The organism is Mesorhizobium terrae (genome assembly GCF_008727715.1).
Lineage (GTDB): Bacteria > Pseudomonadota > Alphaproteobacteria > Rhizobiales > Rhizobiaceae > Mesorhizobium > Mesorhizobium terrae.
This window is the reverse complement of record NZ_CP044218.1, coordinates 56,561-76,764: the sequence shown is the minus strand read 5'-3', so window position 1 is coordinate 76,764 and position 20,204 is coordinate 56,561. Positions and strand designations below refer to the sequence as shown.

Here is a 20,204-nt window from a genome sequence, read left to right as displayed (position 1 = left end):
AGCTGCCTTATGGTTTGCCCCCGATGGCCAAGGAAGTCGAACGCAAGTTTCTCGTGAGAGACGAGGGGTGGCGCAAGGCGGTGGAGCGCAGCGTCTCCATCATCCAGTTTTACCTGGCCATCTCCTCCGAACGCTCGATCCGTCTGCGCATCAGCGATGGCCGCGCCGCCAAGCTGACGCTGAAATTCGGCTCGGACATGAGGATACGCGACGAATTCGAATATCCGGTGCCGCTGGCCGAGGCCCGCGAGATGATGGGTTTTGCCGTCGGCAACGTCATCCGCAAGGTTCGCCACCATGTTCGCCACCGCGGTTATGTCTACGAGGTCGACGTGTTCAACTCGACGCTGGACGGGCTGGTGGTGGCCGAGCTGGAAACCAAGGACATCGTGCCCGACGACAAGCTGCCGGCCTGGCTCGGGCGCGAGGTGACCGGCGAGCTCCGCTACTCCAACGCCTCGCTGGCGCTGAATGGCTTTCCCGAGCTGGTGACGTGAGCCCGCGCCTGCATGCGACGCTGCCGCTGGCAAGCGACGTGACGCGGCTTCTGAGGCAGGAGATTACCCGTGCGCTGGAGCATCTGGCGCTGGCGCGGGCGGAACCGGAGGAGCGGCTGCACAAATGCCGCCGCCGGCTGAAAACCGTTCGTGCCCTGCTGCGCCTCGTCCGCTCCGGCGACGAAGCCTTCTTTGCCGAGGAGAATGCCCGCTATCGCGATGTCTCGGCGCGGCTTTCGGGGCTGCGCGAGGCGAGCGCCATGGTCGAGACGGCGGAGCGGCTCGGCAGGGCCTATCCGCGGCGGGCAGCATCGGTTGCGGTGCTGCGGCAGATGTTGGCCGTGCGCCGGGAGGCGGCGATGCAGGACACCGCCGCGTTCGGCACCGCAGTCGACGCAGCACTCGCCGCCTGCCGTCATGGCCTGCTGTGGCTCGGCGCGCTTTCCCTGCCGGCCGATGCCGATGCGGCGAGCACCGTTGTCGTAGACGGCGCGCAGGCTGGCCTTGGTCGGGCCCGAAAGGCGTTCAAACGGGCGCGTTCGCGAGGCCGGGACATCGATTTCCACACGCTGCGCAAGGCGGTGAGGGCGCATGCCACCCAGCTTGCCTTGCTGGAAGGGTTGTGGCCGGAGCGGAGATCGGCACGACGCCACCGGCTGGGCGTTCTCGACAAGCGGCTCGGCGCGCTGAACGACATCGCCGTTCTGGGTGCCCTTGTGCGACGGCAGCCGCCGGCGCTGGATCTGGAGCCCGAGGTGCTGGCCGACGTGGAGAAATGCCTGAAGCGCGAAGGCAAGCGGTTGAGGAAGCAATGCCTGGCCGACGCAAAGCGGCTCTTCGCGCGCGATTGGAAGCGCAAGATTGTGCGCTTGACCGACAGTCTGCGGCAGCGGCTTGCCGCCACGCCGGTCACGGCGCTGCGAGCGGCGTAGGCACGCGGTTCCTTTGTGGGCGGGATGACGCTGCCCTAGCGGATCCCTGCTTCCCGCACCGCCGCCGAAAAGCTGCGGCTGACCGGCAGCAAGGTGCCGTCCTTCAGCTTCAGCAACAGCTTGCCGTCGCGGCGCGCGGTGCCGGCCACCGCTTCCAGCGCCACCCAATGCGAGCGGTGGATCTGCAGGCCGGGCTCGCCCTCGGTTTCGCCGATTGCGTCGGCCATGCGCATCAGCACCAGCGTCGAGCCCTTCTCGGTGTGCACCTCGACATAGTGATCCTGCATGGAGAGCCGTGTCAGCCGGCCGCGTGAGGGCAGCGGCAACCGTTCGAGCAGCGGTGGCCGCCTCTCGGGCCGGGGCGGCGCGACATCCACGGCGGCTGGCGTGGTCGGCGTTTCGGCTGGTGGCACGGTGTCGGCGCTGGTCTCGCCGGCGATCAGAACCGAGGCCAGCGAAATGGCCGCGGCGATCAGCGCGCAGTTGAGGAACAGGGTCAAGGCCGCGCGCGGCGACGGCATTGGCGCCGACAGAACCGCCGCGTCGAACGCCAGAACCACCAGCGCGATGGGCAGGCCGGCGATCGCGCCGGTGATCAGCGCTCGCAGTAACCGTGGCGCGTCGCGGCCCTCGAACAATGTCTGGCCGGCCAGCCGCACAATGGCGTAGCCGATCGTGAAGGTGGCGAGCGCCAGCGCCAGCCAGTAGGCCAGGCGCGGCAACAGCGCCAGCCGCTCATAGGTGCCGAACGGACCGGTCACGCCGAGCACGGCGGTGGCGAGCAGGATCAGCCCCCAGAAGCGCGGCGAGAAGGCGAGAGCCTGCATTTCGCGAAGCGTGGAATGCATGGGGCCGTGCTTCACGTATCGGATCGTCCCTTCCCGAAACCACGTTTGCCGAAGCGGCACCCGACCGCGATGGTGCCGGCCAGCCGAGGCGGTGACGACACTGGTAGCGCGCCGCCCCGCCGCCTTCAACCGACGAGATTTTCGACAGGAGCATTCCATGCCATCGCAGTCCACCACCCCCGGTCTTCTCGACATCGTCACCCACACGCCGCTCTGGGTGTGGCCGCTGATCGCCTATGCGCTCTATGCCGGCTGGGCCCGTACGCGGGACCGCATCGTCTCCCCGGCACGCCTGCTGGCCTTGCCGGTAATCCTGGTCCTGCTCGATGTCTTTGAACTGGTGCGCCACGGCCTTTCCGCGTTCGGCGCCGCCGGTCTCGCCTTCGGCATCGCCGCCGGCACGCTGGCCGGTCTGGCAGTGGCGCGCCACACGCCGACCTGGGCCCTGCCTGACGGCCGGTTGGCGGTGAAGGGACATTGGCTGCCCTTCGCCATCGTCGTCGCCATTGTCGTGGTCAGCTATGCGCGCGGTGTCGCGCTGGGCGTCGCCCCCGCGCTCGCCGCCGATACCCGCTTCGTTATTGCCAACGCCATGCTGGCCGGCTTGCTGCCGGCGCTGATGCTGGCCCGCACGCTTGGCTCCCTGCCGCGCGGGTATTTGAGGATGGCGTGAGGCGCGGTGCCTTTCCTTCTCCCCTTGTGAGAGAAGGTGGATCGGCGCGAAGCGCCGAGACGGATGAGGGGTGTTGGAAGAAACGAGGCGATGCGGAAAGTAGCGTTCGCTTCTGCTGTGGTTCCAGTTCGGACAGGCCGCACTCCGTCCAGCACCCCTCATCCGACTTCGCCTATGGCGGCTACGCCGCCGGGGCTCAGCCACCTTCTCCCACAAGGGGAGAAGGAAAGGATGCTACCACATCCACCAGCTTCTCAGGATTGCGCACCGTATAGATGGCCGAAATGGCGCCGTCGGCGTTGACCGCGAAACCCACGGTCTGCTCGATCTGGCCGGCGATCGAGACGACCAGCCCCGGTGCACCGTTGATGATGGCGGGCGCCACCACGGTACGCGCCGGGTCGGGGTTCTTGCGCACCACGCCGAGCATGAATTTCACGACGACATCGCTGCCGGAAAGCACGTTGATCGCCGCAAGCACCTTGCCGCCGCCATCGGCGACATATTCGACGTCGCTGGCCAGCAGCGCCTTCAGCGGCTCGACATCGCCGCCGAGGGCGGCCCGCTCGAATGCCGCCACGAAACGCGCCACGTCCTCGCCGGTGGCCGGGAAACGGTTCTGGTCTTGCCTGAGCATCTTGCGGGCGCGCGAGGCCATCTGCCGGCAGGCCGCCGGCGTGCGCTTCAGCGTTTCGGCGATCTCCTCGAACGGCACGTCGTAGAGGTCGTGCAGGAACAATGCCGCCCGCTCCAGCGGCGACAGCCGTTCCAGCGCCCGCATCACCGAAAAGGAAATGTCGAGTGCGGCGTCGTTGGCGTCCGGTTCGACCGCGCCGGCCTTTTCCACGATCGGCTCCGGCAGCCATGGCCCGACATAGGTTTCGCGCCGCGCCTGCGCCGAACGCAAACGGTCGAGGCAAAGATTGGTGACGATGCGCGACAACAGCCTTGCCGGGTGCTCGGCTTCCGCAGTCGCTGAAAACCGCAACCAGGCATCCTGCACGATGTCCTCCGCCTCGCTGGCGGAACCGAGATAACGATAGGCGAGCCGGATCAGCCGGGGGCGTTCGCCAAGATAGGCGGCCAGCCGGTCCTGTTCTTCAACCATGGGTCATCCTGGCCATTGATCTGCCCGGCACTTCGTCGGCTCTCTTCGTTTCGGCGGCAAGCCACGCCAGAACGGGCTCGCAGGTATTGCCGTGGCCGAGCCCGCGTTTCAAGAGCGGGTAGAAGGAGCCCGAAACCGTGGCCGCAGCAAGCCCCGCCAGGCCACGCTTGCCCCAGCGCGCCTCGCAGGCCCCGACGATCTGCGGCAGCGTCGGGTCGTTGGCCAAAACCGCTTCGGCATAGTGACGGGCAAGCGCCATCTCGCGCGGCGCTCTGCTTGCGTCATCCGAAAGCATGGCGCTGATGGCGGCCATCGGCACGCCGGCCTCGCACGCCCTGGCGATGGCAAGGCGCAGGCAGGAGCCGCAGTCGGTGTGTCGCACCGCGGTGATGCGGGCGGCGAAATAGGGCGCGGCCTCCAGCCCGAAGCGGTGGTCGGTGAAGTACGAGACCAGCGCCAGCTTGAAGCCGCCGCCGGCGTCGAGGTCGACGAGTTCGGTGAGATAGGCGGTGTCGTAGCCGTAGCGGGCGCCGAAGCGGCGGAAGGCGTGTTTGAGCAACGGGCCGAGCATCAGGCGGTCCTCTTTTGTGGGTCGAAGGCGGGAATGGCGGCGAGCGGCAAGAGGCCGGGCAGCACGATCAGCGCGATGTCGCGCAGCGCGTCGGCGAATGTCGTGCCGTGTTGCATCTCGGCGAGATGCAGGAGCGCATGGCCGCCGAGGAAGATCGAGGCGACGATGAGCATCCAGCGGTCGCGCTTCAGTGCGCCAATGATGAGGCCGGCAGCCGCAGCGATGAAGGCCAGCCCAATGTCGCGGATGAAATGCGGGTTGGCCGGGCCGGTGGCGGTGACGCCGGGAATGGTGACGTACCAAAGCGCCGGTGCCGCCAGCATGAACAGGCCGTTGGCGCCCTGGTAGAGGCCGATGAGGATGAGCAGGGTTCGCATGTCGTTTTTCTCCTCAGCCCATGACGGGACAGGGTGGAGAGGTGTGACATGAGGCGGGAGATTTTTTGGGGGGCGGGCGACGGCTTTCCTTCTCCCGCAAGGGGAGAAGGAAGGGCGCTCACCCCATCCTTAGCTGTGCCTTTGCGTCCTTCACTGACGCGGCAAAGGTCACCAGCGGGCGCTTGACGCCGTGGGTGATCAGCATGCGCCTGGTTTGCGGCGAGGCACCGGCGATGATGAAGCGCACGCCGGCTTTCTTGGCCTTGTGCGCGGTGCTTTCGATGACATTGGCTGCGGTGGAATCGAACAGCGGCACGCGGGAACAGTCGAGGATGAAGTTCTTGCGCTGGTCGGCGATGCGGTCGAGCACGGCGGCAACGGTCGAGGCCGCGCCGAAGAAGAAGGCGCCGGAGATGTGGTAGACGACCGTGTCGGGATCGCTGGCCTCGCTGGCGTCATAGGCGCGGCGGTCGCCATTGGTGGCGTCGGCGACATCGTCGGCCACCAGCGGCTGCTCGCTTTCGGCGATCGCCACCGCTTTCGCCATGCGGTCGATGAACAACACCGCGCCGAGTGCAAAACCGACGACGATGCCTTCGGTGAGATCGCGGAAGACGACGATCAGGAAAGTGGCGCCGAGCACCACGGCGTCGGCCGGCGAGGAGCGCAGCAGCGCGGCGATGGCCTGCTTCTCCACCATGTTCCAGCACACCACGGCCAGCACGCCGGCAAGGGCGGCCAGCGGGATGTAGCTGGCGAGCGGCGCGGCCACCAGCATGAAGACGAGCAGGAAGGCCGAATGCAGCATGCCGGAGACCGGCCCATGCGCGCCGGCCCGCACATTGGTGGCGGTGCGGGCAATGGTGCCGGTGGCGCAGATGCCGCCGAACAGCGCCGAGCCGATATTGGCGAAACCCTGCGCCACCAGTTCGCAATTGGAGCGATGACGGCGCCCGGTCATGCCGTCGGCGACCACCGCCGAGAGCAGGGATTCGATGGCGCCGAGCAGCGCGAAGGCAATCGCGTCCGGCAAGACGGCGATGGCCTTGTCGAGGCTCATCGGCGGCAGCGCCGGCAGCGGCAGGCTGCGCGGAATGCCGCCGTAACGCGAGCCGATCGTGTCGGCCGGCAGCGCCAGCAGCGCCACGACCAGCGAGGCGAGCGCCACCGCCACCAGCATGCCCGGCCAGTGCGGCCGCCATTTCTTCAACGCCACCACGGTGACGATGGAAAGAAGCGCGATGCCGGCGGCGGACGGGTTCAGCGTGCCGCCTGCCTGCCACAATGCCATCAGCTTCGGAACGAAGGGGCCAGGCTCCTTACCGGGCAGTTTGAGGCCGAGCAACTCGACGATCTGGCCGGAAAAGATGATGACGGCGATGCCGGCGGTGAAGCCGACCGTGACGGGGTAGGGGATGTATTTGATGTAGGTGCCGAGCCTTAAGTATCCGATGGCGAGCAGGAACACGCCGGCCATCATGGTGGCCAGCAAAAGCCCGTCCACGCCCTGCCGGTCGGCGGTGGAAGCCACCAGAACGATAAAGGCGCCGGCCGGCCCGCCGATCTGGAAGCGGCTGCCGCCGAGCGCGGAGACGATGAAACCGCCGACGATCGCCGTGAACAGGCCGCGCTCCGGCGTCACGCCGGAGGCAATCGCAATCGCCATGGACAGCGGCAGCGCCACGATGGCGACGGTGAGGCCGGCCAATGCGTCGGCGCGCAGCTGCGGCAGGCCGTAGCCTTCGCGCAGCACCGTCACCAGCTTGGGCGTGAACAGTTCGGAAAATGTCGGCGCTGCTCTGTGGGCCTGCCGGCGCTGGACCTGTTCCATGGCGTGCCTTCCGCAAAAGCGGCGGCATCGTCGGCATCGCAATGATCTTGCGTAACGTCGGCGGTCGCCGTCGCGAACCAAAAAGCCGACCCTGGCGGGAATCCTACATGGAGCCCTTGAGCCGCACGCCCCTGCCGCCGCGTTCGCTGGCCTGGTTGTCGCCGATCAATTCCACCCCGGCCTCGTCGAGCGCCTGGATGACCTTCATCAGCGTATCGACCACGCCCCGCACCACGCCGTCGCTGGCCTCCATGCGCTGGATGGTCGGCAGCGAAACGCCGGCGCGTTCGGCGAGCGTCTTCTGGTCGATGCCGGCCAGTGCCCGCGCCGCACGCATCTGAGCTGCGGTGATCACCGGTCAGAACTCCCGTCTGAGTCTGCAATATGAATGTATGATACCTTCATAGTGATGTGTCAAACATGAATATGGGTTGAAAATACCTTAACTCGGCTCTTCGTCGCCGTTCTTGCCGCGCGGCAGGAAGCGGGCCGCCAGCCAGCACAGCATGGCCCAGGCGAAGCCGGCGCACCAGCCCGCCAGCACGTCGGACGGCCAGTGCACGCCGAGATAGAGGCGCGACACGCCGACCATCAGCGTCACCAGTACGGCCAGAACGAAAACATAGATCTTGGTGACGCGGCCGGGCAGGAAGCGCGCCGCCAGCGTGCCGAGCGTCAGATAGGTGACGGCGGCTAGCATGGCGTGGCCGGAGGGGAAGGACAGCGACGTCTCGACCGCGAGCTTCGAGACCAGATCGGGGCGCGGCCGGTCGATGCCGATCTTGAGCAGGCTGGACAGGATTTGGCCGCCGCCGACCGTTGCCAGCACGAAGAAAGCGGTGCCCCATCGCTTGATGAGCAGGAAATAGATGATGGTGGCGGCGGTGATCAGTATCAGCACTACGGCGCTGCCGAGCGCTGTGATGTCGCGTACCGCACCCTCCAGCCGAGGCGAACCGATCGGATTGCTCGGGTTGCCGGCTTCGCGGAAGGCGAGCAGGATCTGCGTGTCGAATGTGTGCGGGGCGACGTCGCGGGCCACCTCCATCAGTTCGAGAAAGCCCCACAGCCCGCCGGCCACGACGATGCCGGCCAGAAGAACGGGGAACTCGATCTTGTCGAAGAGGGAAGAAAGGGTCTTTCGCATCAATCCTGCCGCTATTGCCGCGCCGGCTTTCGAGGTGGGCGGGCTTTAGCCAATCCCGGCGCTGGTGTCATCGGCCCTGCAAATAGGGCCCAAGCGTGACCAATGCCACTGCCACGATGGCGAGAGCGACACCCGCGCCCTGTATGGGGGTAAGCCGTTCGCCGAAGAAGGCCAGCGCCACGGCATTGACCGCGACCAGCTGGATAACCGCCGAGAGGCTGAGCGAAATCGACATGCCGAAGTCGCGGATCAGCTTCAGCATGATCAGGTTGCCGAGGGTGTAGAGGGCGAGCGTGATCAGGATCTTGCCGAGGCTCGGCGCCAGCGCCCAGTGCTTGGCCGCCGTCGCGGCGAGCAAAAAAATCACGGTGGAAACACCGAGTTGCGCCATGCCGAATACGTTCACCGATTGCCTCCGCCAAGCCCTTATGCCCTGCGCAAGCTTGTTTCCGAATGGTGGACGCCGGTCAAGGGGTGGGAGCGGTCCGCATGAGCGGACGAAAAGCCGAGGGTCTGGCTTTGTGCTTCGAAGGTTACGAGCCCGCGAGCGGCTGGCGCATGTCGGCGCCGACCGGTTTCCGGGCCAATGCGCTAGCGCACCAGAACCGTCTTCGGAAACTCGATCACCTGGCCCTTCGGCTTGGCGTGCTGGGCCGTGACGATGGCCTCGATAAGGATGTCCAGCGCCTCGCAGGCCTTCCTGCTGGTTTGGTCGTTGCCGCGCAGATAGTGGCTTGCCCGCTCGAGATGCAGGCGCGCGGCGGCAAAATCACTGTTCATCGAATACTCCGTTTGGCCCACCGCTCGACAAAGCATGGAACGATTCGGTTGCGGGAACAGAAATTCCCGCAGTGGCATTTGATTCAAAATTGCTGATTTTGACGGTCTCGCGGGCCCTTGCCGGCGGCGGCGCGAACGCTGCAAGATGGCCTCCATGTCGTGGAACCTTGATGAGACTGTGGCGACGTCCGCGGGAGTTGTGGCGGCGGGCCGGGCGGGCAGCGGGCCGGCCCTGGTGCTGGCGCATGGCTGGCCGTGGTCGTCCTTCTCCTGGCACCGGCTCATCCCGGCCCTTGCCAGGCACTACCATGTCCACTGGTACGACATGCCGGGCTATGGGCGCTCGGAAAAGCGGGCGGCGCAACGCACCGGGCTCGATGTGCAGGGGCAGGTGTTCGCCGAGATGCTGGCGCATTGGCGCTTGGAGAACCCGGCCGTTGTCGCCCATGATTTCGGTGGCGCGACTACGCTGCGCGCCCACCTTCTGCATGGCTGCGACTTTGATCGTTACGTGCTGATGAATGTCGTTGCCATGCGCCCCTGGGGCTCGGCGTTCTTCGACCATGTCGGCCGCCATGTCGAAGCATTCCTCGGTCTGCCGCCGCACATCCACCGGGCGGTGGTGGAGGCCTATATCAAGGGCGCGCTGGTGACCGAGCTGGCGCCGGGCGATTTCGAACGGCTCGTCGAACCCTGGTTGAGCGAGGAAGGCCGGCAGAGCTTCTACCGGCAGTTCGCCGAGGCCGACGAACGCTATACGGCCGAGGTCGAGCCGCTGTTCGGCGAAATCCGTTGTCCGGTGGCGATCATCTGGGGCGAGGACGACCCCTGGATACCGCTGGAACGAGGCCGGGCGCTGCATCGCCTCGTCCCGCAGGCATCGTTCGAAACGCTGGCCGGCGTCGGCCACCTGCCTCAGCTCGAGGCGCCGGATCGTGTGCTGGAGCGGTTGGGGGTGTTTCTCTCTGGCGGCGATGCGGGATGAGGGGCGTCATCCCGGAAGCCGGAGTGCAGCGAAGGCTATCCCGGACCCATTGGCTGCATCATCGTCGTGAACGGCCCAGTCCTTGTGCTGAGCCGTCTGCGTTTCCCTGATCGTGCCTTTCGCCGTCGACTGCCCGAACTTTGATCCCGGCCGCGCTGCTCAATGGGTTCCGGGTCGGCGCTCGCTTTGCTCGCTTGCCCGGAATGACGGGCGAGGGGCGTGCTACCCCTTGCCCGCAATCTTCGCCGCGATGGCCTTGGCTTCCTGGCCGGCGGTGTAGAAATGGCCGAGCACGCTCGGGCGCATGGAAATGAACCACAGGCCGGGCTGGTTGCCTGGCTCGGCGCCATTGGTCTTCGGCGCGCCGTTGCTGTTCAGCACGCCGAGCCCGTCCAGCATCGGCTCCAGCCCGGTGCGGTAGCCGGTGGCGGCGATGACGATGTCGGCCTCTATCGCCGAGCCGTCGGCCAGCACGATTTGCTCGGGCTCGAAGCGGGCGACGGACGTCACCACCTTGATGCGGCCGGCCTTGATGGCGGCGATGGCGCCGTCGTCGGCGGCGATCGCCACATGGTCGTCCCTCAGCCGGCTGATGGCGCCCTTCTTCACCGGCGCGAAACCGAGTTTGCGGAGATCGCCGAACATCGCGCGCTGCAGGAGCGCCACCATGAAATTGCCGATCGGCACCGGCAGCGCGTTGGTGATCCTGGAAAAGCGCTGCACGGCGATCTTGCCGATGCGCTTGGGCAGGACCGAGGGGCCGGCGCGCCCCGCCACCGTGATCGACGCCGCCTTGGCGCCGACCAAATAGTTCAGCGCGTCGAAGCCGGAATTGCCGGCGCCCACCACCAGCACGCGCTTGCCTTCATAGTCTTTCGGGCTGCCGAATTTCGCGGCATGGATCAGCCTGCCGCCGAATGTCGCCGCACCTGGCCAGTCCGGCATCCACGGCACCTGGTCGTGGCCGGTGGCAATGATGACGTTGCGCGCATGGCGCACGCCCTTGGCGGTATGGACGGCAAAGTGGTCGCCGTCGCGCGTGACACGCTCGACCGCCATGCCGAATTCGACGGCGATGCCGCGTTGCCTGGCGAACTGTTCCAGATAGGCAATGACCGCGGCCTTGGGCGGAAAGGCCGGCACGCCGCGCGGATAGGGCATGCCGGGCAGAAACGACATGTCGCGATGCGTGTTGAGCGCCAATCGCTCATGGCGCTGGTGCCACGGCTCGGCGATGCGCTGTTCGCGTTCGAACACACTGGCCTTGATGCCGTGCCGGGCGAGTGCGTCCGCCGCCGCGAGCCCAGCCGCGCCGGCGCCGATCACGATCACCGGTTCGATCGTTTCGGTCATATTTCCACCAAATCCTTCCGCGACACCGACGCCGCAACCAAGAACGAGGCAAGGCCGGACGGGTTCGACCCAACCACGTCTCGCTCTACTTGCGCTATGTGGCATGGACGGCGATATGGCAATAGATGGTTGAGGGGTGGTGGTGGCTGCTGATTCGAGGTTCGGGTCGCGCGGCCGCTAGTTGGGTATCATCTGGGCATTGACCATGGGTTCGCTCCGCAAGAGCATAGACCGCTTCCTCGACGATCGTGCACCGGCCATTCCGCGGGCCGAGCTGCCGCTCGCCAAACGCTTGGCAATGCTTGCCCAGCATGGCGATTTCTCGCTCGCCTATTCGACGGCGACGCAGCCGCTTCTTTCCTATTTCGGCGACGAAAACGGTTATGTCGCCTTCCAGACGATGATGGGCCGCCACTACGCGCTGGCCGATCCGGTCGTTGGCGAGGCTAATCGCGCTGCGCTGATTAACCGCTTCGTCGAGATCGCCGATTCGCCGTGGTTTGTGCAGATCGGCGAGGCGAGCGCGAAAATCCTGTCCGGCCTCGGCTACCAGGTCAGCCGCATCGGCTTCGACACCAGGCTGTCGCTGCCGGCTCACGATTTTTCCGGCAAGCCCAACGAGACCGTGCGCTATTCCGAGCGCTGGCTGGTCAAGAAGGGTTTTACACTGACCGAGGACAAGGGCGGGCTGGTCGATGCCGACGAGGTGCGCCGCCTTTCCGACGAATGGCGCGCCGGCCGCATCGTCAAGCGCCGCGAGATGGCTTTCCTCAACCGCCCGTTCCCGATCCTGCCCGGCCCCGGCATGCGCCGCTTCGTGCTGCTCGATCCGGACCGCAAGCTGACTGCGCTGCTCGACTTCGACCCGATCTACAAGGACGGCAAGGCCGTCGGCTACACCACCGCCTTCAAGCGCAAGCTGGCGGACGCGACGCCGCATGCCGAGATCGGGCTGACCAAATTCGCCGTCGACCAGTTCCGCGGCGAGGGTGTCGCCTCGGTGACGCTGGGTCTGTCGCCGCTCGCCGACACGGCGCCCAGCGGCTTCCCCGAAAGCACCTTCTGGCGTGGCGCCTTCGGCCGGGCGTTCGACTCCAAACTGGTCAATCGCCACCGCTTCAACCTGCAGGGCCAGGCGGCGTTCAAGCGCCGCTTCCACGGCACCGAGGAACCCGCTTACATCGCGTTCCGGCGCGGCACCGCCTCCGGAATGCTGGCGCTGCTCAGATTGCTTAAGGCGATTTGAGGTAGAGCGCCGACGCCCTATCTCCCCCCTTGCGGGGGAGAATGGATTTTCACGATCTTAGCGGCGCTCGGCCGCCAGGCCGATCTTGGCGCCACTAAGTCGTAGAAAATCCAAGAGAGGGGATATTCAGCTATGAGCGCCCCTCCGTTTATGCTCGGCTGAAGTCCAAGACGTCGATGCTCGTTCGAAGGTGAAAAGCCGCAACCTTGCGGCTGAATATCCCCTCTCTTGCGATTTCTAGCACTTAGACTGCGCCGCCCTACGGGCGTGCTCGCTAAGATGCTGAAATCGCTTTCTCCCCCGCAAGGGGGGGAGATAGTAAGGCGCCGCCCTACGTCCTCAGCCGATATCCGGTCTTGAAGATCCAGGCGACGACGCCGATGCAGACGGCGAGGAAGCCCAGCGTGATGGCGAGGCTGATCTCCACCGACACGTCGCCATGGCCGAAGAAGGCCCAGCGGAAGCCGCTGACCAGATAGACGACCGGGTTGAACAGCGAGATCGTGCGCCACACGCCCGGCAGCATGTCGATCGAATAGAACGAGCCGCCGAGGAAGGTCAGCGGTGTCACCACCAGAAGCGGGATCAGCTGCAGCTGTTCGAAGCCGTTGGCCCAGATGCCGATGATGAAGCCGAACAGCGAGAAGGTGACGGCCGTCAGCACCAGGAAGCCGAGCATCCAGAACGGGTGCTGGATGTGGAGTTCGACGAACAGCGAAGCGGTTGCCAGGATGATCAGGCCGATGCCGATCGACTTGGTGGCTGCCGCCCCGACATAGGCGATCACCACTTCCAGATAGGAAACCGGCGCCGACAGCAATTCGAAGATGGTGCCGACGAATTTCGGGAAATAGATGCCGAAGGAGGCGTTGGAGATCGACTGGGTGAGCAGGGTGAGCATGATCAGCCCCGGCACGATGAAGGCGCCGTAGCTGACGCCGTTCACCTCCGTGATGCGCGAGCCGATGGCGGCGCCGAACACCACGAAATAGAGCGAGGTCGAGATGACGGGCGAGATGACGCTCTGCATGATGGTGCGCAGCGTGCGCGCCATTTCCACCTTGTAGATCGCCCAGACGGCGCGATGGTTCATGCCTGCCTCCTCACCAGGGAGACAAAAATCTCCTCCAGTGAACTGTTTTCGGTGTTGAGGTCGCGGAACTGGATGCCGGCCTGGTCGAGGTCGCGGATCAGCGAGGCGACGCCCGGCCGTTCCGCCTGGTTGTCATAGGTGTAGGTGAGTTCGTTGCCGTTCTGGGAAAGCTCGAGATTATAGCCGTCGAAACCGGCGGGCACCGCAGTGAGCGGCGTGCGCAGCTCCAGCTTGAGCAGCTTGCGGCCGAGCTTGCGCATCAGTTCCGCCTTCTCCTCGACCAGCACGATTTCGCCCTTGTTGATGACGCCGACGCGGTCGGCCATCTCCTCGGCTTCCTCGATATAATGGGTGGTGAGGATGATGGTGACGCCGGATTCACGCAGCCGCCGCACCAGCGCCCACATGTCCTTGCGCAGTTCCACGTCGACGCCGGCGGTCGGCTCGTCAAGGAACAGGATCTTCGGCTCGTGCGACAGCGCCTTGCCGATCATCACCCGGCGCTTCATGCCGCCCGACAGCGTGATGATCTTGGAATCGCGCTTGTCCCAGAGCGACAGGTCCATGAGCGTCTTCTCGATGAAGGCCGGGTCGGCCGGCTTGCCGAACAGGCCGCGGCTGAAGGCCAGCACCGAGCGCACGGTCTCGAAGGATTCCACCGTCAGTTCCTGCGGCACCAGCCCGATCAGGCTGCGCGCGGCGCGATAGTCCTTCGAGATGTCGTGGCCGTCCACGGTGACCGTGCCGCCCGAGCGGTTGACGATGCCGCAGATGATGGAAATCAGCGTCGTCTTGCCGGCGCCGTTGGGGCCGAGCAGGGCGAAGATTTCACCACGCTTGATGTCGAGATTGATGTTCTTCAGCGCGCTGAAGCCGGTGGCATAGGTTTTCGAGACACCGGAAACGGAGATGACGGATTGCATGGGGGCAAAGGTCTGATTGGAAAGGATTTGCGATTGTGAATGCTCAATGTCGGTCAGCCGGCCGCGAAGTCAATGCCGCTGCTGACACTTCGGAACATCTCCTGACATACTGACCGGACCGCCCGTCGTCCAGGCACGATGACTGGGACGATCGTGGCGCCCGGAAATTGTGCTATAGGGGAGTGGGGCGAGGGTAAGTTCCGGCAAGCGCATGGCGCGTGCCGTCTGGAGGATTGCCCATGCGCGCCACGATGGCCGTTGCAGCCGCTGCCCTGCTTGCGTTCTCGACCCTTGCCGCCTTGGCCAAGGAGCCGCCGCCGAGCGGCGCCAAGAAGCTTTCCGAGCTCGTCGCCCTGGTCGAGCAGCGCGCGGATTTCGCCTACATCGCCGACGTCGAGTGGAGCGACAAGGGTTACGACGTCACCTACTTCACCAAGGACGGCGCCAAGGTCGAAATCAAATACGATCCTGTCACGGCAACGCCGATGAACCTGCAATAATGTGTGTGCCGGCAGCCCGCCAAACCTGCGACCTTGCGCCTCGCGTGGCGCAGAGCCGCGCGGCGGACAGCCGCTTTGACGGGCCCGTCGGGCAGGAGTAGCTTTGCCTTATTGAATACAAGCAGGAGTCGTCATGGACCCGCTCATGTTGTCGCGCATCCAGTTCGGCGCCAATATTTCGTTTCACATCCTTTTTCCTACCATCACCATCGCCCTCGGCTGGGTTCTTCTTTTCTTCAAGCACCGATACAACGTCACCGGCGACACGGCCTGGATGCGCGCCTACTTCACCTGGGTGAAGGTCTTCGCCATCACTTTCGCCATGGGTGTCGTCACCGGCATCACCATGAGCTTCCAGTTCGGCACCAACTGGCCGGGCTATATGGAAACCGTCGGCAACATCGCCGGCCCGTTGCTTGCCTATGAGGTGCTGACCGCGTTTTTCCTGGAGGCGGCCTTCCTCGGCATCATGCTGTTCGGCTTCCGCCGCGTGTCGAACCGCGTGCACACCTTCGCCACCTTCCTGGTCGCCTTCGGCACGACGGTCTCGGCCTTCTGGATCATCGCGCTGAATTCCTGGATGCAGACGCCGACCGGCTTCGAGATGCGCAACGGCCAGGCCCATGCGGTCGACTGGTGGGCGATCGTTTTCAATCCGTCCATGCCCTATCGCCTGACGCACATGCTGCTGGCCTCGGGCCTCACCGTCTCCTTCCTGGTCGCAGGTCTCTCGGCGCTGCGCTACATCTGGGGCGACCGTTCGGAATCGATGTGGAAAGCGCTGCGCACCGGCGTCTTTCTCGGCGCGGTATTGATCCCAATCCAGATTTTCGTCGGCGACCAGCATGGTCTCAACACGCTCGAGCATCAGCCCGCCAAGATCGCGGCCATGGAGGCCAACTGGAAGACCGGTCCCAACATCCCGCTGGTGCTGTTCGCGCTGCCCGACGAGAAGACCAAGGAAAACAAATTCGAGATCACCATCCCGAACGGCGCCAGCCTGATCCTGCGCCACAGCGCCGATGGCGTCGTGCCGGGCCTCGACCAGTTCGAGGGCAACCACCCGCCGGTCTTCCCGGTGTTCTGGGGTTTCCGCATCATGGTGGGCACCGGCTTGCTCATGCTGGCGGTATCGTGGGCGGCGAGTTTCTTCCTGTGGCGGCGCCAGAGCCTGCCGCAGCCCCTGGCACTCTTGATGGTGCCGATGGGTCTCTCGGGCTGGGTGGCGACGCTGGCCGGCTGGTACACCACCGAGATCGGTCGCCAGCCCTGGCTGGTGACCGGCGTGCTGAAGACCGCCGACGCGGTCGGTCCCATCGCCGGCGGTCAGGTCGCCTTCACGCTCGCCATCTATCTCATCCTCTACGCGCTGCTGCTCGTCGCCTATCTCGGCGTACTGGTGCATCTGGCGCTGAAAGCCGCCAAGGACGGCGACACCTCGCCGCTGCCTGGCGCGATGAATGCGGCACTTTCCCAGCAGGCTGCGGGGGAGTGAAACAAGGCAAGGTCGGTACCGGTAAATCGGAAGCGGTTTGAAACGAAGGGGAGTTGACGATGGCTCACAGTCGCAAGGACGAGGCGAGGGCGCTCAGCGCCGACGAACGGACGCATGTCGATCAATCCCGTCACCCGCAGGTGCAGGAACTTTCCGATACGGCTCTCGCCGATCTGATCAAACTGGTGCGCGAGCGCCGCGACAAGGCGCAGTCGGAGGCGGCCCGCCGTCGCCGCGAAATGCGCGGCAAGGCGGCGGCCAAGGGGGCACGACCCTCCGCCGACGACACGGGCTCGCGGCTGAAGGTCGAGGTGCTTGCGATGGCGATGCGCCGCCTCAATGGCGAGGCCGAACGCCGTCGCAGCAAGGCGGGTCGCGAGGCGCTGATCGCCAACGCGCGCAATGCCCTTGCCTTGCGCCAGTCGCGTGTCGCGGCCAACAAGGGCGGGTCGACCCACACCGCCGGCGAAGGCATGAGGGCCGTGGAAAACACCAAGGCCGAAAACCTGACCCGTCGCAGCGAAGTGGGTCGGGTGTCGCAAGCCACCAAGGTTGCGCAGGCCAAGCGCGATAGCCGCTGACCGGCGTCTGAAATCGGATTGTTGCCGCGGGCACGGCATCGGGAAAGGAACGCAGCGTCATGACCCTCGACTGGCCAACTCTTCTGCCCTTGATCTTTGCCGGCTTGATGGGCCTGGCCATCCTGGTCTATGTCGTGCTCGACGGTTTCGACCTCGGCATCGGCATCCTGTTCTCGCTGGCCGGCGACAAGGACAAGGATACGATGATCGCCGCCATCGGCCCGTTCTGGGATGCCAACGAGACATGGCTGGTGCTGGCGGTCGGCTTGCTGCTCGTCGCCTTCCCGATGGCGCATGGCGTCATCCTCACCGCGCTCTATCTGCCGGTCTTCGTGCTGTTGATCGGGCTCATCCTGCGCGGCGTCGCCTTCGACTTCCGCGCCAAGGTGCCGTCGGGCAAGAAGCAGCGCTGGAACCGCTTGTTCTTCGCCGGTTCGCTGATCGCCTCGCTGGCGCAGGGCTATATGCTGGGCGTCTATGTGCTCGGCCTGCAGAGCGGGCTGGCGGCGACGGCCTTCGGCGTGCTGGTGGCGCTCTGCCTTGCCGCCGCTTACGCCGCGATGGGCGCCGCCTGGTTGATCTACAAGACCGAGGGCGACCTTCAGACACGGGCGGTGCGCTGGCTGCGTTCCGCCCTGGTGCTGACGGTGCTCGGCATGGCCGCGATATCGCTGGCCACCCCGCTCGCCAGCCCGCGCATCTTCGCCAAGTGGTTCGTCTTCCCGGAGATGCTCTATCTGTCGCCGCTGCCGATCCTGTCGGCGCTGCTGTTCATCTGGCTGTGGCGGCAGACCTTCCACCTGCCAAAGGAGGGCGACCGCCACTCGCTGTTGCCGTTCCTGACGCTGGCAGCGATCTTCACGCTCGGTTTCGCCGGTCTCGCCTGGTCGTTCTATCCCTATGTGGTGCCGGACAAGCTGACCATCTGGCAGGCGGCCTCGGCGCCGGAAAGCCTGGTGGTCATCCTGGTCGGCGCCATCATCGTCTTGCCGATCATCATCTTCTATTCGTTCTACGCCTACCGGGTGTTCGCCGGGAAGGCGACGGACCTGACCTACGACTGAGAAACCGATGATGCCGGGCTGCAAATGGCGTGGCGCTGGCATGAGGCGATGCGATTTAGCGACGACCGTCGGGAATGACGGACCCAAGCCTCGAAGATCTTGCCATCACACGGGGCGACCGGGCATGCGAACCAACCCTCAACTCTTCGGGCTGGCCATGACCAGCACCGGCTTGTCGGCGTAAAGGTCCGGGAACATCGTCTTCAGGTTCTCGATCTTCGGCAGGTCATTGTAGACGATGTAGGGATAGGTCGGGTTCCGGGCGAGGAAGTCCTGATGGTAGTCCTCGGCGGGGTAGAACGCCTTACCGGTCTCCAGCGTCGTCACGATCTTGTTCGGGAACGCCTTCGTGGCTTCGAGCTGCGCGATGTAACCCTCGGCGATCTTCTTCTGCTCGGCATTGGTTGCAAAGACAGTGGAGCGGTACTGCGTGCCGTAGTCCGGCCCCTGGTAGTTGAGCTGGGTCGGGTCGTGGGCGACCGAGAAATAGATCTGCAGGAGCTTGCCATAGGTGATCTTGGACGGGTCGTAAGTGACCTCGACGGATTCGGCGTGACCGGTGTCGCCGGAGCCGACCGTCTCATATTCGGCGGTATCCTTGGTGCCGCCGGCATAACCCGAGACGGCGCCGGTGACGCCCTTGACGTGCTGGAACACGCCTTGCACGCCCCAGAAACAGCCGCCGGCGAAGACGGCTTTTTCCGTGCCGGGGGCCGATTTCTCGTCGAGCGCCGGTGGCGGGATTTTTACCGCCTCCTCGGCCGCGCGCGACGGCGCCTGCAGGAAGGTCAGCGCCGCCGCCGCGACAACGAGGCTGGCGGCGGTGCCGGTGGCAAACACTTTCCACGGCTTGCGCGAAGAATTGCGGTGTCTGGGCATGGCTTGGCTCCTTCATGGCGCCGGCGGCGTTTCCGGCACTATACGATGGCTGGTCTCGAACGGCTCTCACGATCCCGTGCTGTTGTCCGGCGGCGGATTGGGGACGGCCTCCCCCTCATCGGGCCGGCTCCCGTGCTACGCACCCTTCTCCCCGCGGGGGAAAAGGGTTTGGCGCCGACGCTGGCCGCCTCTTCTGACCGGAGAGGCCGGGTGAGGGGCTCCGAAATTTACTGCGTCTTCGGCTTCATCTTGTCGGCAGGCTTCATGGCGTCGGGTTTCATCGCGCCCTCGGATTTCATGGCACCCGCGTCCTTGCATGCCTTCATCGCCTTTTTCTTCATCATGGAATCCTTTTCCATGCCGGCCTTTTTCTTGCAGTCGGCCATCATCTTGCTGGCCGCCATCTTGTCGGCGGGCTTCATGGTGTCCATCGCGCTGGCGCCGATGGCACTGAACGCGGTCGCCGCAAAGGCAAGCGCCAGGGCCGGCAGGCTGATGGTGGAAAGACGGATCATGTTCTGCTCCTTCGAGGTTGGGCGGCGCATCTGACGGCGCCTGTTTTGCCGGGCCACGGCCCGGCAATTCCTGGACAAGGCCCGCCGCTCGGCGGGCCGGCGTTCGGCTACTCGGTGGCGGCGGCGAGGATCGGGCCGCCATGCGGCGCCTGCACCAGAACGGCGGTGGCAAGACCGCTCTTGGCCGCCGGCAGCGGCAGGGTGGTGGCCGCTCCCGTCCAGCTTCCCAGCCGGGTCAGAGCGCGCACGACATTGGCGTGCGGCAGCGTGTGGCCGCTGTTTTCGCCGCGCCCGACCGGCACCTCGACGACACCCGGCCGGTAATGGACCAGCCAGACATCCGCCCCGCCGGCCGGCGCGGTGCCGGCTCCGATGGCAGCACTACCGCCGGCGAGCGAAAGTGCTGGACCGGCGACGGGCTTGTCACGGCTGATCAGCGTCTCGATTTCGGAAAGCTGATTGCCGATCGTATCGGTGTGGCCGTTGACCACCATCTGCGGCGTGAACGGGCCGCTGCGGCCGAGGCCCGGCTCGTAGCTGACCTGCCTCTCTGTGAATTCCGGCCTGCCGAACGTGTCCTTCCAGCCGAGATAGTCCCAGTAAGTGACGTTGAAGGAGAGTGCCAGCACGCTCGGCCGGTCCTTCAGCTTGATCAGATTGGCGTTGGCGGGCGGACACGAAGAGCAGCCCTGGCTGGTGAACAATTCCACCACGGTGAGCGGCCTAGCCGTCGCTGCGCCGGTGGCCGCGAGGGCGAGGGCAATGCTGATGGCGAGGCGTTGTGCCCCGGTTCCCATGCCGCGCCT

Annotated in this window: 24 protein-coding genes; 9 read left to right on the top strand and 15 right to left on the bottom strand. The window is 65.5% G+C overall.

All coding sequences use genetic code 11. The features are described 5' to 3' along the window. Positions 1–23 precede the first annotated feature (23 nt). Together FZF13_RS01830 and FZF13_RS01825 are read left to right on the top strand one after the other, a co-directional pair. Positions 24–497: a CYTH domain-containing protein gene (locus tag FZF13_RS01830; RefSeq protein WP_024924754.1), complete on the top strand. Its 474-nt coding sequence runs from the start codon at positions 24–26 to the stop codon at positions 495–497. Next, entirely contained in the window at positions 494–1,429 is a 936-nt protein-coding gene (locus FZF13_RS01825) for a CHAD domain-containing protein (RefSeq protein WP_024924753.1), read from the top strand. Before FZF13_RS01830 ends, FZF13_RS01825 begins: the two co-directional genes overlap by 4 nt. A gap of 35 nt (positions 1,430–1,464) precedes the next feature. Here the strand turns inward: FZF13_RS01825 and FZF13_RS01820 are convergent, their stop codons facing one another. Then, complete coding sequence (locus FZF13_RS01820; protein WP_024924752.1) at positions 1,465–2,277, bottom strand: LytTR family DNA-binding domain-containing protein; 813 nt, start codon at positions 2,275–2,277, stop codon at positions 1,465–1,467. A gap of 157 nt (positions 2,278–2,434) precedes the next feature. Here FZF13_RS01820 and FZF13_RS01815 point away from each other — a divergent pair, with 157 nt between their 5' ends. After that, positions 2,435–2,950, top strand: a complete 516-nt coding sequence (locus tag FZF13_RS01815) for a DUF6622 family protein (protein WP_024924751.1) — start codon at positions 2,435–2,437, stop codon at positions 2,948–2,950. A gap of 196 nt (positions 2,951–3,146) precedes the next feature. Here the strand turns inward: FZF13_RS01815 and sigJ are convergent, their stop codons facing one another. The 8 genes from sigJ to FZF13_RS01775 all read right to left on the bottom strand — a co-directional run bounded on the left by sigJ (position 3,147) and on the right by FZF13_RS01775 (position 8,764). Continuing rightward, positions 3,147–4,058 carry an RNA polymerase sigma factor SigJ gene (gene sigJ / locus FZF13_RS01810; protein WP_024924750.1) on the bottom strand — a complete coding sequence of 304 codons (912 nt, stop codon included), beginning with the start codon at positions 4,056–4,058 and terminating at the stop codon, positions 3,147–3,149. Continuing rightward, entirely contained in the window at positions 4,051–4,629 is a 579-nt protein-coding gene (locus tag FZF13_RS01805; protein ID WP_024924749.1) for a hypothetical protein, read from the bottom strand. Before FZF13_RS01805 ends, sigJ begins: the two co-directional genes overlap by 8 nt. Next, positions 4,629–5,006, bottom strand: a complete 378-nt coding sequence (locus FZF13_RS01800) for a hypothetical protein (protein WP_024924748.1) — start codon at positions 5,004–5,006, stop codon at positions 4,629–4,631. Before FZF13_RS01800 ends, FZF13_RS01805 begins: the two co-directional genes overlap by 1 nt. A 118-nt stretch (positions 5,007–5,124) precedes the next feature. Further along, the gene (locus FZF13_RS01795) at positions 5,125–6,837 is read right to left on the bottom strand and encodes a SulP family inorganic anion transporter (protein ID WP_024924747.1); all 1,713 of its coding nucleotides are present in this window, start codon (positions 6,835–6,837) and stop codon (positions 5,125–5,127) included. 103 nt (positions 6,838–6,940) lie between these two features. Beyond that, positions 6,941–7,192, bottom strand: a complete 252-nt coding sequence (locus tag FZF13_RS01790) for a helix-turn-helix domain-containing protein (RefSeq protein ID WP_024924746.1) — start codon at positions 7,190–7,192, stop codon at positions 6,941–6,943. Positions 7,193–7,279: 87 nt separating this feature from the next. After that, on the bottom strand, positions 7,280–7,984 hold the full coding sequence (locus tag FZF13_RS01785; RefSeq protein WP_024924745.1) for a phosphatase PAP2 family protein: 705 nt from the start codon (positions 7,982–7,984) through the stop codon (positions 7,280–7,282). A gap of 67 nt (positions 7,985–8,051) precedes the next feature. Continuing rightward, positions 8,052–8,375 carry a hypothetical protein gene (locus FZF13_RS01780; RefSeq protein ID WP_210271180.1) on the bottom strand — a complete coding sequence of 108 codons (324 nt, stop codon included), beginning with the start codon at positions 8,373–8,375 and terminating at the stop codon, positions 8,052–8,054. Positions 8,376–8,575: 200 nt separating this feature from the next. Beyond that, positions 8,576–8,764, bottom strand: coding sequence for a hypothetical protein (locus FZF13_RS01775; protein WP_024924743.1), 189 nt, complete (start codon positions 8,762–8,764; stop codon positions 8,576–8,578). 154 nt (positions 8,765–8,918) lie between these two features. On the opposite strand from FZF13_RS01775, the gene FZF13_RS01770 reads away from it, so the two are divergent. Further along, the gene (locus FZF13_RS01770; RefSeq protein ID WP_024924742.1) at positions 8,919–9,749 is read left to right on the top strand and encodes an alpha/beta fold hydrolase; all 831 of its coding nucleotides are present in this window, start codon (positions 8,919–8,921) and stop codon (positions 9,747–9,749) included. Positions 9,750–9,971: 222 nt separating this feature from the next. Here the strand turns inward: FZF13_RS01770 and FZF13_RS01765 are convergent, their stop codons facing one another. Then, on the bottom strand, positions 9,972–11,102 hold the full coding sequence (locus tag FZF13_RS01765) for a flavin-containing monooxygenase (protein ID WP_024924741.1): 1,131 nt from the start codon (positions 11,100–11,102) through the stop codon (positions 9,972–9,974). A gap of 205 nt (positions 11,103–11,307) precedes the next feature. Here FZF13_RS01765 and FZF13_RS01760 point away from each other — a divergent pair, with 205 nt between their 5' ends. After that, the gene (locus FZF13_RS01760) at positions 11,308–12,348 is read left to right on the top strand and encodes a phosphatidylglycerol lysyltransferase domain-containing protein (protein ID WP_024924740.1); all 1,041 of its coding nucleotides are present in this window, start codon (positions 11,308–11,310) and stop codon (positions 12,346–12,348) included. A 331-nt stretch (positions 12,349–12,679) separates the two neighbouring features. Here FZF13_RS01760 and FZF13_RS01755 read toward each other — a convergent pair whose 3' ends face one another. Beyond that, positions 12,680–13,441 carry an ABC transporter permease gene (locus FZF13_RS01755; protein WP_024922264.1) on the bottom strand — a complete coding sequence of 254 codons (762 nt, stop codon included), beginning with the start codon at positions 13,439–13,441 and terminating at the stop codon, positions 12,680–12,682. Next, positions 13,438–14,364, bottom strand: a complete 927-nt coding sequence (locus tag FZF13_RS01750; protein WP_024922265.1) for an ABC transporter ATP-binding protein — start codon at positions 14,362–14,364, stop codon at positions 13,438–13,440. Before FZF13_RS01750 ends, FZF13_RS01755 begins: the two co-directional genes overlap by 4 nt. Positions 14,365–14,603: 239 nt before the next feature. On the opposite strand from FZF13_RS01750, the gene FZF13_RS01745 reads away from it, so the two are divergent. The 4 genes from FZF13_RS01745 (at position 14,604) to FZF13_RS01730 (ending at position 18,004) form a co-directional block, all read left to right on the top strand. Then, on the top strand, positions 14,604–14,864 hold the full coding sequence (locus tag FZF13_RS01745; protein WP_024922266.1) for a PepSY domain-containing protein: 261 nt from the start codon (positions 14,604–14,606) through the stop codon (positions 14,862–14,864). A gap of 133 nt (positions 14,865–14,997) precedes the next feature. Further along, positions 14,998–16,359 (top strand): cytochrome ubiquinol oxidase subunit I, encoded by a 1,362-nt coding sequence (locus tag FZF13_RS01740; protein WP_024922267.1) that lies wholly within the window; start codon positions 14,998–15,000, stop codon positions 16,357–16,359. Between the two features lie 59 nt (positions 16,360–16,418). Then, the gene (locus FZF13_RS01735; RefSeq protein ID WP_024922268.1) at positions 16,419–16,940 is read left to right on the top strand and encodes a hypothetical protein; all 522 of its coding nucleotides are present in this window, start codon (positions 16,419–16,421) and stop codon (positions 16,938–16,940) included. 59 nt (positions 16,941–16,999) lie between these two features. Next, positions 17,000–18,004 carry a cytochrome d ubiquinol oxidase subunit II gene (locus tag FZF13_RS01730; RefSeq protein ID WP_024922269.1) on the top strand — a complete coding sequence of 335 codons (1,005 nt, stop codon included), beginning with the start codon at positions 17,000–17,002 and terminating at the stop codon, positions 18,002–18,004. Between the two features lie 138 nt (positions 18,005–18,142). Here the strand turns inward: FZF13_RS01730 and msrA are convergent, their stop codons facing one another. The 3 genes from msrA to FZF13_RS01715 all read right to left on the bottom strand — a co-directional run bounded on the left by msrA (position 18,143) and on the right by FZF13_RS01715 (position 20,195). Next, a complete protein-coding gene (msrA, locus tag FZF13_RS01725) occupies positions 18,143–18,883 on the bottom strand; it encodes a peptide-methionine (S)-S-oxide reductase MsrA (RefSeq protein ID WP_024922270.1) in 741 nt (246 codons plus the stop codon). Positions 18,884–19,110: 227 nt separating this feature from the next. Continuing rightward, complete coding sequence (locus FZF13_RS01720) at positions 19,111–19,398, bottom strand: hypothetical protein (protein ID WP_137901152.1); 288 nt, start codon at positions 19,396–19,398, stop codon at positions 19,111–19,113. Positions 19,399–19,505: 107 nt separating this feature from the next. Then, on the bottom strand, positions 19,506–20,195 hold the full coding sequence (locus tag FZF13_RS01715) for a DUF1223 domain-containing protein (protein ID WP_036254948.1): 690 nt from the start codon (positions 20,193–20,195) through the stop codon (positions 19,506–19,508). Between the last annotated feature and the right edge of the window lie 9 nt (positions 20,196–20,204).